Consider the following 14,913-nt stretch of genomic DNA (forward strand, 5'->3'; position numbering starts at 1 on the left):
TATGATGTAATTCAGTTATTTGGTAGAATAGATTCCACCCGAACTTGTCTGCGGATTGTAGTCTTCGCCCTCTTTGGGAAACGAGGGTATATACCGCATCTCGTGCTTAATCCTGGATTGCCGTTTACGCATATATGCACTCGGATATTTGGAACTAAACTTGCGCGGATTGGGCAATGTGGCTGCGATGAGGGCACATTCGGAGCGCGTCAACTCGCTCGCGGTCTTGCCAAAGTTGTACTCGGCACACGCATCCAGACCATAGATGGAGCTGCCCATCTCTATGGAGTTGAGGTAGACCTCCATAATGCGCTGCTTGCTCCACAGCAATTCTATCAAAGCCGTGAAATAGACCTCGAAACCTTTTCTCACCCAACTTCTTCCCGGCCATAAAAAGACGTTCTTGGCCGTCTGCTGAGTGATAGTGCTTGCTCCGTGCTTGCGACCGTGCTTGTTGGTCATATTATGGACGGCAGCCTTCTCGATGGCATCGAAATCGAAGCCATGATGCAGCAGAAAACGCCCGTCTTCGCTGGCCATAACCGCCACAGGCATATGGGGAGACATTTCGTCCAACGGCACCCAGTGATGGTGTATCGTCAATGTTCCGGTTTCAACGCACCTTATTATCATTAGAGGTGTAAGATAGACGGGAACGAAACGGTAGAAAACGACCGCAAGGATGGTGGAGGCGAAGAACAGACCGGAAATCCATCGGATGTACTTAAACAGAATTTTCATTGGTGAGTAAAATAAAGGGCACAAACCATAACCGGTGTGCCCTTATCTTAATAATAATGTTGATTTAATTGAGTTTACCGGCATTGGCAGAATCTACCATTGCCTGTGAAGCATACAGATAAATCTCTACACGGCGATTGAGCTGGCGTCCGCTGGCTGTAGAGTTGTCGGCAACGGGCTGAGAACTGCCGTAGCCTTCAACCTTCTTCATCTGGACATCGCTGATTCCGCACTGTCTCAGATAAGTGGCCACACTCTGTGCACGAGAATTGGAAAGAGGGATATTGATTCCGTCGTTGCCTGTAGAGTCGGTGTGTCCATAGATATCTACATAGCAGTCGGTGTTCTGCTTCAGCACATTAGAGAACTTTGCCAACTCGTTCTTGGATGTGGCGTTGAGGTCAGACTTATTGGTAGCAAACAAAATGCCACTGTCAAAAGTCACCTTGACGGCAGAAAGACCATTCTTGTCGGTCACCTGCTCAACCTTGGCATTTTCCACCTGAGCCTTGGCCTGCTCGGCCACCTTGTCCATATGTCGGCCAATGATTGCACCGGTTCCCGCTCCTACAACGCCACCAATGGCAGCACCAACGGCAGTATTGCCAGCTATCTTACCGATAATGGCACCCAACACGGCACCACCACCTGTTCCAACGAGAGTTCCGGTTCCCTGCTTGGTCTCACATCCAAGCACAGTAAGTACACACAATAATAGTGCTGTAATCTTGAGTCTCATCTTGTCATCAATTTTAATTATTATCCTTGTCTTAGCATATCAGTCCTTATGGACCACACATTTGTTTATCACTTCTGGTATCAAAAAGTCGCACTGCGACCTTCCACCTTATATTATTTACTGCAAAGATATAATGATTTTCTAAATTTCTATGCGTTTTGAGGAGTTTTTTTCGTAATTTTGCACAATATTGTTGAATATAAATACATTTGAGGCAATAATCAGGCGCATCAAGGTAATCAGCACAAGTCTGACCTGATGCACCCCAAGCACAAAGAAACAAACAAAAGATATAAAATGGCTAAAGAACTGAAGGAGCTCACCAAGAGAGCAGACAATTACAGTCAGTGGTACAATGACTTAGTGGTAAAAGCCGATTTGGCAGAACAATCAGCGGTACGCGGATGTATGGTTATCAAGCCATATGGCTATGCTATATGGGAGAAGATGCAGGCCCAGCTCGACAAGATGTTCAAAGAGACTGGTGCCCAGAATGCCTACTTCCCTCTGCTTATCCCCAAATCATTCCTCTCTCGTGAGGCTGAACACGTAAAGGGATTCGCCAAAGAGTGTGCGGTTGTTACTCACTATCGACTCAAGTCAAGCGACGACGGAAACAGCGTAGTATTGGACCCCAACGCCAAGTTGGAGGAAGAACTCATCATCCGTCCTACCTCTGAGACCATCATCTGGAATACTTACAAGAACTGGATTCACTCTTACCGTGACTTACCTTTGATGTGCAACCAATGGTGTAACGTGATGAGATGGGAGATGCGCACGCGTCCATTCCTGCGCACATCGGAATTCTTGTGGCAAGAAGGACATACAGCCCACGCCACTCGCCAAGAGGCCGAAGAAGAGGCTCAGAAGATGCTGCATGTATATGCCGAGTTCGCAGAAAAGTGGATGGGCGTACCTGTATTCCAGGGCGTAAAGAGCGAAACCGAGCGCTTTGCAGGCGCATTGGACACCTATACCATCGAAGCAATGATGCAGGACGGCAAGGCTTTGCAGAGCGGAACCAGCCACTTCCTTGGTCAGAACTTCGCCAAGTCGTTTGACGTTACCTTCCTGAACAAGGATAACAAGCCTGAGTATGTATGGGCTACCTCCTGGGGTGTGTCTACCCGCCTTATCGGTGCGCTCATCATGACCCACAGCGACGACAACGGATTGGTACTTCCTCCGAAGCTCGCTCCTATCCAGGTGGTTATCATACCTATCAGCAAAGGCGGCGAACAGCTGCAGGCCATCAGTGATAAGCTGAGCCCCGTGATCAACAAGCTGAGAGAACTCGGTGTCAGCGTCAAGTATGATGACTCCGACAACAAGCGCCCTGGCTTCAAGTTTGCCGACTACGAATTGAAGGGTGTGCCCGTGCGTCTGGTTATGGGTGGACGCGACTACGAAGAGAATACTATCGAGGTTATGCGTCGCGACACACTTGAAAAGGCGACCGTCAGCTTTGACGGCATCGTAGAACACGTGATGCAGTTGCTCGAGGACATTCAGGAGCACATCTTCCTCAAGGCCAAGACATTCCGCGACGCCCACGTATATGTATGTGACGACTATGAGGAGTTCAAGACCCGCGTGAAAGATGGCGGCTTCTTCCTCTGCCACTGGGACGGCACAGCCGAGACCGAGGCCAAAATCAAGGAAGACACCCAGGCAACCATACGCTGCGTGCCCTTCGATTACGAGCAGACTCCGGGCGTGGATATGGTTACCGGCAAGCCCAGCAAGTGTCGTGTGCTGATTGCCCGAAGCTATTAAAAACAGACTAAATCCAATCGAAACGCAGACATTATCATGTCAGAAGTTTCCTCTCATATCCCTGTCTGAATAAGGAATACCTTTCAGACAGGGATATATATTACATGAATGAGCATAAAGGGACGCGCCCAGGCTGCGCTAACAAGCCATAGATGCATCAGACGCCAGAAAGAAAGCATCGCAGCCACTTATATATAAATATGTATAGCCGCAGGGATGAAAAAATAAGTCGAACCCTTTGTATTATGCTTGAATTGCAGTATCTTTGCATTAAATTAAACAATTATCACTATGACAACTAAAGAAGAAAATATAGTTGAAGAGAAGAAGAGCTTAAGTTTCGTTGAACAACTCGTCGAGCAGGACTTGGCCGAAGGTAAGAACGGAGGCCGTATCCAGACTCGTTTCCCCCCTGAGCCTAACGGATATCTGCATATAGGTCACGCCAAAGCCATCTGCATGGACTTTGGTGTCGCCGAGAAGTACAATGGTGTCTGCAACCTCCGTTTTGATGACACCAACCCCAGCAAAGAAAACAATGAATACGTTGAGAATATCCTCCACGACATTGAGTGGTTAGGTTTCCATTGGGGCAACATCTATTACGCTTCCGACTATTTTGAGAAGCTGTGGGAATTTGCTGTTTGGATGATAAAGAAAGGCTTGGCATACGTTGACGAGCAGTCCTCTGAGCAGATTGCCCAGCAGAAAGGCACTCCTACAACCCCAGGTATCGCCAGCCCATATCGCGACCGTCCCGTAGAGGAAAACCTTCGTCTGTTCGAGTTCATGAATACGCCCGAAGCCACTGAAGGCAGCATGGTATTGCGTGCCAAACTTGACATGGCCAATCCCAATATGCACTTCCGCGACCCCATTATGTATCGCATCATCCATACTCCCCACCACCGCACTGGCACCAAGTGGTATTGCTACCCCATGTATGACTTTGCTCATGGTCAGAGCGACTACTTTGAGGGCGTTACCCACTCCATCTGTACACTTGAGTTTGTTCCCCATCGCCCTCTGTACGACAAGTTTATCGACTTCCTCAAAGAGAAAGACGGCAGCGACGACAACCTGCAGGACAACCGTCCACGCCAGATTGAGTTCAACCGTCTCAACCTTACCTATACCGTAATGAGCAAGCGCAAGCTGCACACCCTGGTTGACGAGCATCTCGTAAATGGTTGGGATGACCCTCGTATGCCTACAGTCTGTGGTATGCGCCGTCGCGGTTACTCTCCTGAGAGTATACGCAACTTCATAGACTCAATCGGTTACACCAAGTTTGATGCCCTTAATGACGTCGCTTTGCTTGAGGCAGCTGTTCGCGATGACCTCAACAAGAAGGCCACTCGTGTCTCTGCCGTATTGGATCCCGTCAAGCTGACCATTACCAACTATCCTGACGACATGCAGGAAGAGATGGAAGCAGTCAACAATCCCGAGAACATCGAGGAAGGTACACACAACATCACTTTCTCCAAGCACCTGTGGATTGAGCGTGAAGACTTCATGGAGGATGCTCCCAAGAAGTTCTTCAGAATGTCTCCTGGCAAGGAGGTACGTCTCAAGAACGCATATATCGTCAAATGCACCGGCTGTGAGAAGGACGCAGAGGGCAATATCACAGAAATCTTTGCAGAGTACGACCCTCTTAGCAAGAGCGGATTGGAAGGTGCCAACCGCAAGGTTAAGGGTACACTCCACTGGGTTAGCGCCGATCACTGCATCCAGGCAGAGGTAAGAGAGTACGACCGCCTCTTCTTTGTAGAGAACCCCTCTGCCGACGAGCGCGACTTCCACGAGCTGCTCAATCCAGACTCTCTGCGCGTACGCACCAATTGCTACGTAGAGGAATATGCAGCCAACAAGCAGCCGGGAGAGTATCTGCAATTCCAGCGCATAGGTTATTTCATGGCCGATGCCGACACGACAGCAGAGCATCCTGTATTCAACAAGACCGTGGGCTTGAAGGATGCTTGGGCAAAACAGAACAAGAAGTAAATGATCGATTTTAATAAAGAGCTTTATTTTAAAACCGACAAATTCAAGGTTCTCCTTGACCGTTATGAGAAATCTACGAGTCAGGGAGAACCTTTCTATCTTGACCCAGAAGACCTGACGGACATTGCCGAGTACTACCAGTACCACGAATGTGACGAGAAGGCGCTCAGCACCATTGACAGGGCGATCTACACTTTCCCCAGTGCTGTAGAGCCGCTCCTTTTCCGTTCCCGATACGCTCTTCTGAGAGAAAACGACGTAGAAAAGGCTAAGTATTACGCCCAACAAATCATAGACACATCTGACTATGATTACAAATATCTACATGCTGAGATCCTTATCCATGAAGGCAAACCCGAAGAGGCTGACGAGTATCTCCGCATGGGCATTGACGACTTGTCTCCTCGCGAAAGAGCCGATTATGTTTATGACGTAGTCAATTTGTTCTTGGACTACGACGCTCTTGACTGTGCCCGGAAATGGATAGAGCTTATCGACGACAAATCAGGTAAAGACTATCGCGAGACATCGGCGCGTTGCTACCTACTCAACCAAGAGTATAGCCAAGCAGAGGAGCTATACATGCAGCTGGTGGACCAAGACCCCTACTCCACTTATTACTGGACGCAGCTTACGGCTTCCCAGTATCTTAATGGAAAAATCTCTGAAGCCCTGCAAAGCAGCGAATTCGCCCTTGCGATTGACTCCCAGTGCGAAGATGCCTTGTTGGCAAAGGCCAACTGCCAATTCACGTTAGGCCAACTTGCTGATGCGCTTGATTTCTATCATCGCTACAGCGCTTTGCGTCCCAATGACGGATATGTAGAGTCACTTATCGGTTCAACTTACGTCAAGATGAACAATCTCGAAGAGGCTTTGATTCATTACAACAAGGCTATCCTTCTCGCAAACGGTGACCGTTCGCTGTTTATAGATATTTCCAAGCAGAAAGCACTGCTCCTGTCTTCTATGGGGCTAAGAGACAAAGCTCTCTTGGTCATTGAGAACTGCATCAACACTGCCAAAAACAATATCGCCGACCTCCATGTCATCAAGGGGTATATCTATATGGACGCTGGAGAAACCGATGAAGGATTACGGCAATTTGAGACCGCCATTACCCTGTCCGACAATGACCCATTCATCATCTATCAGATAGGTACAGCCTGCTATGACAATGGGGAGTATGACCTGGCCTACGATGCCCTCAGGCGCATCACGATAGAAAACCAGGATGACAACCCCATCGACGGCTGGGCTTACAACGCAGCCTGCTGTGCCAAGATGGGACGCGCGGATGAATTCCTCTACGCCCTCCGCAAGGGATGCGAGGTCAATCCTGCTGAAGTCTCTATCGTATTTTCCAACATACTGCACCCCAATATACCATTTACTGATTTATACGAATTCATCAAAAACAAATTTATAAAATGAACTGGTTATCATCACTATTAGGCAACCTGAATTACGGAACGATATTCTTCCTGATGTTGCTGGAGAGCACCGTTATCCCCGTACCGTCAGAGCTGGTTGTATCGCCCTCAGCTTATCATGCAGCCGGAGGAAACCTCAATGTATTTCTTGTCATACTGTTTGCAACGATAGGTGCCGACTGCGGTGCTACTATCAATTACTTTGCAGGTTATTACTTGGGGCGTCCAATCATCTATCGCTTTGCCAACAGCAAGTGGGGACGCATGTGCCTGCTCAATCAGCAAAAGGTAGAGAAGAGCGAGAAGTTCTTCTACGACCACGGAGTCATCGCCACACTTACCGGCAGACTGCTCCCTGGCATACGACACCTCATCTCTATCCCCGCCGGTCTTTCCAAGATGAAATTCTGGAAATTCATCCTTTACACCACCATCGGCGCCGGTCTGTGGAACTGCATCCTGGCACTGCTGGGATGGTATCTGCACTCAGTGGTTCCCGAGCAGGAACTCAACGACAAGATTATGGAATATGGAGAGTATATCAAGTTGGGCATCATCGCCCTTGTGGGCATTGCCATCGTATACTTCGTAGCCAAATGGCTTCTTAAGAAAAGAAAATAAGCATTATCAACCATAGAAAAAGCATCAATCCCGCTTGGATTGATGCTTTTTCTATTTTATCAAGCCACTGTATCGGCCCTGATTATCCTTCGCCGCTAAACTGGCGGATGCGCTGTTCTTCTGACAATTTGCAAATCAACAGCACACCATCTTTCTCAGCTACGATATAGTTGTCCAACCCCTGGATAACCACTTGCTTCTGCTGCAAGGTATGCACCACACAGTTGTGACTTTCATACATCTCAATCTTCTCGCCGATGAGCGTATTTCCATAGAGGTCGTGCTTGGTCTGCATCTGCAGACTTCCCCACGTGCCCAAGTCACTCCAACCGAAGTCGGCCGGGCAGACGAAGATTTCCTCAACACGCTCCATGATTGCGTAGTCTACAGAGATATTCTCGCACTCTGGATAGACTGCATTAATCATCTGCTGCTCATCTGCCGTTCCATAGACCGGCATCAGGTTCTCAAATATCTTGGCTATTGCGGGCTGATACACTCTGAATGCGTTGACGATAGTGCTGACACTCCAGATAAAGATACCGGCATTCCAGAAGTAGTCGCTCTCTTTGATATATTCCTGAGCGGTTTCAAGATTGGGTTTCTCCTTGAACTTGTCAACACGGAAAATTTTCTTCTGACGCAAAGAACTGACACTCAGGTCGGCCTTGATATAGCCATAACCCGTCTCCGGACGGTTGGGCTTCATGCCCAAGGTTACGATGGCATCAGAATCCTGGGTGAAGTCCATGCAGAGCTTGATGATGCGGCGGAACTCTTCGACATCGGTCACTATATGGTCACTGGGAGTAACCACCACATTGGCCTTGGGGTCCTTTGACTTGATGCGCCAGCTCACATAGGCTATACACGGAGCTGTATTTCGCCTACATGGCTCTTGCAGGATATTCCCATAGGGGATTTCAGGAAGCTGCTGATGCACCAGCTCTACATATTTCTGATTGGTAACCACCCAAATGTTCTCTGGGGAGAAACCACTGAAACGCTCGTAAGTGAGTTGAAGCAATGATTTGCCAACACCTAACACGTCGATAAACTGTTTAGGTCTCTCGGATGTACTCATTGGCCAGAATCTGCTACCCACGCCACCAGCCATAATCACAAGGTGATTGCTACTCTTACTCATTATTTTCATATTTAGTATAACTTTACAAATGTATGAAAATAATTTCAAATGGAAAAAGAAAAGGGTGAATATTTTCTAAAATAGAGACAGCGACGTGTCTTCTTCTGATGTAGGTGAGGTTTCTTCTTGCTGGAGTTCGTCAAACTGCAATTGCAACTGTCGGAACACTTCAGAATTGAGATTCAGACAATACGTTCCTCTTTGCGTACCTTTTCTGATGACAGAATCGGTCTTTTTGGAGTTGCGTATTAGATAAGAGGAAACCTGTTTGTGGACGAGATTATAATCGAGAGGCTGAAAAAAGGAATTGTTTGCATTGAAGACATAGCGTGAGATGTCCTTGACAGCAAGCCCATCCTCTCCGGCTGCAAACAAAAGGTCTATGATTACTTTCTCGTAATTCATGTGAAATCATTAAAAAAGGTCACACTTAACTGAAAGTAAGTGTGACCCTTTCTTCATATACTTAAATTTATGCAAGAGCAACCTTGTTGTCCTCGTCTTTGATTTTGCCTTCCTTGAAAAGCCATCCCATTCCTACGAGGACTTCATCCTCTGTAATGTTGGCCAACTTGGCAATCTCTGCTATTGTCAGCGCCTTCTCTGCTGTTGCAAGAGCCTGATATACATCACCAGCCTTGAAACCTACGTTCTCTGCTGTCAGTACAACTACACTCTTCGAAGCAACCTTCTTAACTGTTGATTTTTTTGTCGTTGCAGTCTTCTTGGTTGCAACAGCTTTTGTTGTTTTCTTTTCTGTCATAATTTAGTAAATATTTAACCTTACGTCATTCAATCTTTCTATCTTGTAACTTTTTGTAATGCAAAGATAACAATTTATCGACTTGCCAGCAAATATATGTACGAAAATATGACAAAATCGAGAACTTTTGTAATTTTATTTTATCAATCTTGACTCAAATCAACGGAGATTTTAAGTTCTTCCAACTGTTTGGAAGCCAGCTGGGAAGGCGCATCGAGCATCACGTCACGTCCAGAATTGTTCTTGGGGAAGGCGATACAATCGCGGATAGAATCGAGACCAGCCATGATAGAGACGAAGCGGTCGAGACCGAAAGCGAGACCAGCGTGGGGAGGTGCACCATACTTGAAGGCGTTCATCAGGAAGCCGAACTGAGCCTCTGCACTCTCCTTGGTAAAGCCCAATATCTTGAACATCTTCTCCTGAAGGTTGGAGTCATGGATACGGAGCGAACCGCCACCGACTTCGATACCATTGCAGATGAAGTCATAAGCCTTGGCACGCACGCGCTCGGGATGTTCATCCAAGAGAGGAATATCATCAGGGTTGGGCATCGTGAAGGGATGGTGGGTTGCCATGAGACGCTGCTCCTCTTCTGACCACTCAAAGAGTGGGAAGTCTACTATCCACAGACACTCAAACTTATTCTTGTCGCGCAAGCCAAGACGCTCACCCATCTCAAGACGGAGTGCGCAGAGCTGTGTGCGCACCTTGTTGGCAGGACTGCCGCTCAGTATCAGAACCAAATCGCCATCCTTGGCACCGGTCTTTTCCTTGACTTCTGCCAACACTCCTGCGCCATAGAACTTGTCTACAGAGCTCTTTACCGAGCCATCTTCGTTGTACTTGATGTACACAAGACCCTTTGCACCCACCTGAGGACGCTTTACGAAGTTGGTGAGTTCGTCAAGCTGCTTGCGGGTGTAGTTGGCACAACCGGGCACACAAATCGCACCGATATAGGCAGCCTCGTTGAACACGGCAAAGTCTGCCTTGCCATCAAATACATCCTTGAGCTCGACAAATTCCATGCCGAAACGCAGGTCGGGCTTGTCGGAACCGAAGCGGCGCATGGCCTCATGCCATGTCATCTGCTGCAACTTGGCGGGAAGGTCTACACCTCTAACCTCCTTGAACAGCATGCGGCACATATCCTCGAACAGAGAGATAACATCTTCCTGGTCTACGAAACTCATCTCACAATCGACCTGAGTAAACTCGGGCTGACGGTCGGCACGCAGGTCCTCGTCGCGGAAGCACTTGGCTATCTGGAAATAGCGGTCGAAGCCTGCAACCATAAGGAGCTGCTTCAGGGTCTGAGGGCTCTGAGGGAGAGCATAGAACTGACCGGGATTCATACGAGAGGGAACCACGAAGTCGCGGGCGCCTTCAGGAGTAGAACCGATAAGTATTGGAGTTTCAACCTCTATGAACTGCTGTGCATCGAGGAAGTTGCGGATAAGTATCGTCATACGGTGACGCAGCTCCAGATTGCTACGCACCACATTGCGTCGAAGGTCGAGATAGCGGTACTTCATACGCAGGTCGTCGCCACCGTCGGTATTGTCCTCGATGGTGAAGGGAGGCACAGCACTGGGGCTGAGCACAGTGAGCTCAGACACGAGGATTTCGATATCACCCGTAGCAATCTTATCATTTTTGCTCTGTCGTTCACCGACAACACCCTTAGCCTGGATGCAGTATTCACGACCCAAGCGATTGGCCTGCTCACACAAAGCAGCATTAACAGATTCGTTGAAAACAAGCTGGGTTATACCATAACGGTCACGCAAATCGACAAAGGTCATACCACCCATCTTGCGTACTTTCTGCACCCAACCAGCCAAGGTAACTTCGACTCCATTATCGGCAAGACGAAGTTCGCCACATGTTTTTGTTCTATACATAAAGATATATATTAATTCTTCATGCAAAATTACTATATTTGAAGATAACAACAAAACAAAAAACTAATTAATATTCAAACGTATCAACTAAAATGCTAAATAGTGGACGGCGCAAGACCGACTTCGCTTGCTTTTCCCCTGCCACTGGACTGGATATGGCTATAGCCGACACCATGCAAGCCTGCAAGCCAATGACCGTAAAGACATCAAAGTATGCCGTGGGCAGTTATAAAGTAAATGCAAAGCATGAAATCAGGAAATCAAGGTTAGCATCGCATGTTGCGCGATTGGCAACAACAATTTCAAACCCTGAAAACAAGATTATTGCCATCGAGGCATTATTGTCACGAGAAGCGAAGAAGATAGGGGCAAAGCGCGACGCTTATTCGACAATGAAAGAATAAAATAAGCCTTTCAGGAAACTGGCTCCCGAAAGGCTTATTTATAATGAAGTTAGTCTTATGCGTTAGAATGTGTACTTCAGACCAAGCTGACCACGCCAACGGCTGTAGTAAGACTGAGGATACTTGATGACATAGTCTGGAGTGCTGAGGAACTGGAACTTGCCACCATCGTAGGTCAGAGGAGAAATCAACTCGTTAGAATAAGTTGTTCCGTAGGTACGGCCCCAATCCTTGTTGAGGAGGTTGCCCACATTGAGGATGTCAAGAGACAACTCGAGAGAGTGTACCTGCTTGCCCACCTTCACGCTCATCTTCTCAGCTACGTGGAAGTCGAAGTGGTTCTCGAAAGGCAGGTTGTCTGCGTTGCGCTTGAAGTATTCGCCACGATGATCCTTGAGATAAGGAGTCTTGGCCAACCATGCCTTCAGGTTCTGACGCTGCAGTTCCTCGGTATAGTTGCCCTGAGCCTTGAAGGGCATCAGGTCGATCTGCTCGTCAGTAGGAATGAACATCAGGTCATTGCCACGACCGTTGTCGCCATTGAGGTCTCCGCTATACAACATAGAATAAGGTGAACCGCTTCTGCCCTGGTAGATAACACCGATAGTAGTGGTGAAGTTCTTATTGTTGGCAATGTGGAAACGGTAGAAAGCAGATGCCTTGATCATGTGGGGCAGATTGTAGGCACTGTAACCCAACTCAGGAGCATTGGAGAAACGATATGTAGAGGTGTTGTTCCAGTTGCTGGCAGCCTGAGAAGAAGTGGCAGGACAAAGGCTCTTAGACTGTGTGAAGGTGTAAGAAGCAGCAAGGTCAAGACCGAAGTCGAAACTCTTCTCTGCCTTCAGTGAGAGGCTGTAAGAATAACCCTTGTTGCTGTTCTTAAGAGCATAGATGTTAGAGAAAGGAAGACCCTTGGTCACGCGCTCGTACATAGGACGATTGTCCCAATACATACCTGTCACGTCGCCAAATGTCTTGCCGGTCTCAGCATAAGCAATGTTCTGATAATATACATCGTTCAGTGTCTTGCTGTAGATTGCCTCCGCAGTCCAGTCGATGCCAAGAGCCTTGAAATCTACACCGAGGTTGGCACGAAGGTTCTGGGCAAACTTGAAGTCCTTATCAAAGACGTTGATGGTCTGGTTACCGCTGCTGGCGTTGAGCAGGTGACCGTTCTCTGCCTGCTTGTTGGGGTCCAGAATCAACGTAATCTTATCGTTGCGCTTTACATTGTAAGAAGACATCTGGATACCGGTATTGGAGAAGCTGTTGCTCAGCCATACGAAAGGTACACGACCGGTGAAGATACCCACACCACCACGTACGATGAGCTTGTGCTTGTTGTCCTTATCCCAACGGAAGCCTACGCGGGGGCTCCACATAGGTGTAGAGTTGAGCTTGTTATTGGTTCTGTATCCATAGCCGTTCTGGGCAGCCCACGCGTTGAATGGAGCATTCTCAGAAGGAGTATCGAAGAACAAGGGGAGGTCCATACGCAGACCATAGGTAAGCTGCAGAGAGTTAGAAATATCCCACTTGTCCTGGATGTAGAAACCTAACTGGGCAGAACCGAACTTGGCTCTCCAACGGGCATTGCCTGTAACGTCTACATTGGCCTGCTGGAAGTAATACTGGTTGATATATTTACCGATACCGGGAGTGCCAGCCTTGAAACCTTCATAATAGCTGAAGAAATCATCGGGATTCTGGAAATAATATGAGCCAAAGAGATTTGGGATAAAGAGGTTTGAGAAGCTATACACCTCATTGTGTGTACCCATAGTGATGGTATGGTTGCCCTTATACCATGTCAGGTTGTCCTCGAAGGTAAATACGTCCTGGTCAAGACCATTAGCCATTGAGTTGTACTCATTACCGATGTTTACAGAACCATTGTTATTACCTACCTTTGAAATCTGGATGGCTGGGAATGGGTTACCAGAAGTACGAGCATCACGAACCATTACATAAGAAGCACGAAGCTCATTGCTCAACACAGGGCTGAGACGAGACTGGAGCTCGGCCATGATGGTATTGGTATTGGACTTGTACTCATAGATGTGGTCGCCAGTGTTCAGAGTAGCGATACCGCCGCCACCCTTCATAGAACGGGCGTTGACATAGCTCCAGCGAACAGACAACTTATTGAAGTCGTTGATGTTCCAGTCGAGCTTCACACTTGCCTTGTTGCTCCAAGTGCGCATATCGGGGTTGGCATAGACACCATTGTAGTCATAACCCTGTCGTTGTGCCATATCCTTGACAGCGTCAAGAATCTTCACAGCCAGATCGGCATCTACCTTAGAGCCACCGGTACCCAGTCCATAGTCATTAGGATATGACTTGTCTGAGCTCTCGAAGTTGGCGAAGAAGAACAGCTTGTCCTTGATGATGGGACCGCCCAAAGTGAAACCGAACAAAGACTCGCTCTCTTTAGAATAAGGTGCAGCGTAAGTTCCATCATGGTTCAGGAAGTGACGACCTACGAGTTTTTCGTTGTTGCCATAGATATAAGCACTACCATGGAAGGTATTGGTACCACTCTTGGTAATGGCATTGATGGCACCACCGGTGAAACCGCTCTGACGAACGTCAAAGGGAGCGATGTTGATCTGAATCTGCTCAATGCTTTCCATCGAAACAGGCTGTGTATTAGCCTGACCACCGTTACTACCATTGTAGGTAAGACCGAAAGCGTCATTATTCATTACACCGTCAATCTGGAAAGCGTTGTAACGGGTATTTGTACCGGCAAAAGACATAGAGCCCACCTGCTCATTTGAATTGATTTGGGGATTAAGGCGCGCAATGTCGGCGATGCTGTGGGTAATGGTAGGCATATTGGCTATCTGTGTGGCATTGATGCTCTGTGCCGCACCTGTCTTGGTGGCATTAAGACCTGCCTTGCCAGCAACGACAACCTCGTCGAGCATCTTGGCATCTTCTTCCAACGAACAAGAAAGGTTCTGTGATTCACCCAACAACAAGCTAACCTTGTTGAAAGTCTTGGTCTGATGGCCAATATAAGATATCTCTACCTTATAGGGTCCGCCAGGACGCATACCCGGAATGTTAAATCTTCCGTGAACATTAGTAACGGCACGATACACGGTACCAGATGGCTGGTGGGTTGCGGTAACTGAAGCACCGATAACCTCATCACCCTGAGAGGTAACCTTACCATTAATACCTGAAGTCGTAATTTGTGCCATAATCGATGTTGTAAAGGCCAACATCATTAAAGCAATAATGGTTAAACGTCTCAACATATTATAAAAGTTAAGTTAAAATACTACTCAGCGTAGTAACTATTGTTAATATTTGGTGCAAATATAGGTATTTTTTTTTAATTAATCATAAAGAGCG

12 protein-coding genes are annotated in these 14,913 nt (G+C 47.6%); 5 read left to right on the plus strand and 7 right to left on the minus strand.

Annotated elements, in window-relative coordinates:
• Positions 1-15: 15 nt before the first annotated feature.
• Together mtgA and CIK87_RS05260 are read right to left on the minus strand one after the other, a co-directional pair.
• Entirely contained in the window at positions 16-741 is a 726-nt protein-coding gene (gene mtgA, locus CIK87_RS05255; protein ID WP_022311090.1) for a monofunctional biosynthetic peptidoglycan transglycosylase, read from the minus strand.
• Between the two features lie 64 nt (positions 742-805).
• Positions 806-1,480 (minus strand): OmpA family protein, encoded by a 675-nt coding sequence (locus tag CIK87_RS05260; RefSeq protein WP_022311091.1) that lies wholly within the window; start codon positions 1,478-1,480, stop codon positions 806-808.
• A 297-nt stretch (positions 1,481-1,777) separates the two neighbouring features.
• On the opposite strand from CIK87_RS05260, the gene proS reads away from it, so the two are divergent.
• From proS to CIK87_RS05280, 4 genes are all read left to right on the plus strand, one after another.
• Positions 1,778-3,259 carry a proline--tRNA ligase gene (gene proS, locus CIK87_RS05265; protein ID WP_022311092.1) on the plus strand — a complete coding sequence of 494 codons (1,482 nt, stop codon included), beginning with the start codon at positions 1,778-1,780 and terminating at the stop codon, positions 3,257-3,259.
• Positions 3,260-3,550: 291 nt separating this feature from the next.
• Positions 3,551-5,269: a glutamine--tRNA ligase/YqeY domain fusion protein gene (locus CIK87_RS05270; RefSeq protein WP_094386104.1), complete on the plus strand. Its 1,719-nt coding sequence runs from the start codon at positions 3,551-3,553 to the stop codon at positions 5,267-5,269.
• A complete protein-coding gene (locus tag CIK87_RS05275; protein ID WP_094386106.1) occupies positions 5,270-6,703 on the plus strand; it encodes a lipopolysaccharide assembly protein LapB in 1,434 nt (477 codons plus the stop codon).
• Positions 6,700-7,323 (plus strand): DedA family protein, encoded by a 624-nt coding sequence (locus CIK87_RS05280; RefSeq protein ID WP_094386108.1) that lies wholly within the window; start codon positions 6,700-6,702, stop codon positions 7,321-7,323. Before CIK87_RS05275 ends, CIK87_RS05280 begins: the two co-directional genes overlap by 4 nt.
• Positions 7,324-7,405: 82 nt before the next feature.
• Here the strand turns inward: CIK87_RS05280 and CIK87_RS05285 are convergent, their stop codons facing one another.
• The 4 genes from CIK87_RS05285 to aspS all read right to left on the minus strand — a co-directional run bounded on the left by CIK87_RS05285 (position 7,406) and on the right by aspS (position 11,140).
• Positions 7,406-8,470 carry a mannose-1-phosphate guanylyltransferase gene (locus CIK87_RS05285; protein ID WP_094386110.1) on the minus strand — a complete coding sequence of 355 codons (1,065 nt, stop codon included), beginning with the start codon at positions 8,468-8,470 and terminating at the stop codon, positions 7,406-7,408.
• A 75-nt stretch (positions 8,471-8,545) separates the two neighbouring features.
• The gene (locus tag CIK87_RS05290; protein WP_094386112.1) at positions 8,546-8,875 is read right to left on the minus strand and encodes a hypothetical protein; all 330 of its coding nucleotides are present in this window, start codon (positions 8,873-8,875) and stop codon (positions 8,546-8,548) included.
• Between the two features lie 67 nt (positions 8,876-8,942).
• Complete coding sequence (locus CIK87_RS05295) at positions 8,943-9,233, minus strand: winged helix-turn-helix domain-containing protein (RefSeq protein ID WP_022311097.1); 291 nt, start codon at positions 9,231-9,233, stop codon at positions 8,943-8,945.
• Positions 9,234-9,376: 143 nt separating this feature from the next.
• Positions 9,377-11,140, minus strand: coding sequence for an aspartate--tRNA ligase (gene aspS, locus CIK87_RS05300; RefSeq protein ID WP_094386114.1), 1,764 nt, complete (start codon positions 11,138-11,140; stop codon positions 9,377-9,379).
• 155 nt (positions 11,141-11,295) lie between these two features.
• Here aspS and CIK87_RS05305 point away from each other — a divergent pair, with 155 nt between their 5' ends.
• The gene (locus CIK87_RS05305) at positions 11,296-11,544 is read left to right on the plus strand and encodes a hypothetical protein (RefSeq protein ID WP_094386116.1); all 249 of its coding nucleotides are present in this window, start codon (positions 11,296-11,298) and stop codon (positions 11,542-11,544) included.
• Between the two features lie 62 nt (positions 11,545-11,606).
• Here the strand turns inward: CIK87_RS05305 and CIK87_RS05310 are convergent, their stop codons facing one another.
• Positions 11,607-14,816, minus strand: coding sequence for a carboxypeptidase regulatory-like domain-containing protein (locus tag CIK87_RS05310; protein ID WP_094386118.1), 3,210 nt, complete (start codon positions 14,814-14,816; stop codon positions 11,607-11,609).
• Positions 14,817-14,913 lie beyond the last annotated feature (97 nt).

This window comes from Prevotella sp. P5-64, from assembly GCF_002251285.1.
In the GTDB taxonomy this organism is placed as follows: Bacteria; Bacteroidota; Bacteroidia; order Bacteroidales; family Bacteroidaceae; genus Prevotella.

Bases quoted from the DNA above. Each gene is read 5' to 3' on its own strand.
- mtgA (WP_022311090.1), bottom strand. From the start codon at position 741: ATGAAAATTCTGTTTAAGTACATCCGATGGATTTCCGGTCTGTTCTTC.
- CIK87_RS05260 (WP_022311091.1), bottom strand. From the start codon at position 1,480: ATGAGACTCAAGATTACAGCACTATTATTGTGTGTACTTACTGTGCTT.
- proS (WP_022311092.1), top strand. From the start codon at position 1,778: ATGGCTAAAGAACTGAAGGAGCTCACCAAGAGAGCAGACAATTACAGT.
- CIK87_RS05270 (WP_094386104.1), top strand. From the start codon at position 3,551: ATGACAACTAAAGAAGAAAATATAGTTGAAGAGAAGAAGAGCTTAAGT.
- CIK87_RS05275 (WP_094386106.1), top strand. From the start codon at position 5,270: ATGATCGATTTTAATAAAGAGCTTTATTTTAAAACCGACAAATTCAAG.
- CIK87_RS05280 (WP_094386108.1), top strand. From the start codon at position 6,700: ATGAACTGGTTATCATCACTATTAGGCAACCTGAATTACGGAACGATA.
- CIK87_RS05285 (WP_094386110.1), bottom strand. From the start codon at position 8,470: ATGAGTAAGAGTAGCAATCACCTTGTGATTATGGCTGGTGGCGTGGGT.
- CIK87_RS05290 (WP_094386112.1), bottom strand. From the start codon at position 8,875: ATGAATTACGAGAAAGTAATCATAGACCTTTTGTTTGCAGCCGGAGAG.
- CIK87_RS05295 (WP_022311097.1), bottom strand. From the start codon at position 9,233: ATGACAGAAAAGAAAACAACAAAAGCTGTTGCAACCAAGAAGACTGCA.
- aspS (WP_094386114.1), bottom strand. From the start codon at position 11,140: ATGTATAGAACAAAAACATGTGGCGAACTTCGTCTTGCCGATAATGGA.
- CIK87_RS05305 (WP_094386116.1), top strand. From the start codon at position 11,296: ATGGCTATAGCCGACACCATGCAAGCCTGCAAGCCAATGACCGTAAAG.
- CIK87_RS05310 (WP_094386118.1), bottom strand. From the start codon at position 14,816: ATGTTGAGACGTTTAACCATTATTGCTTTAATGATGTTGGCCTTTACA.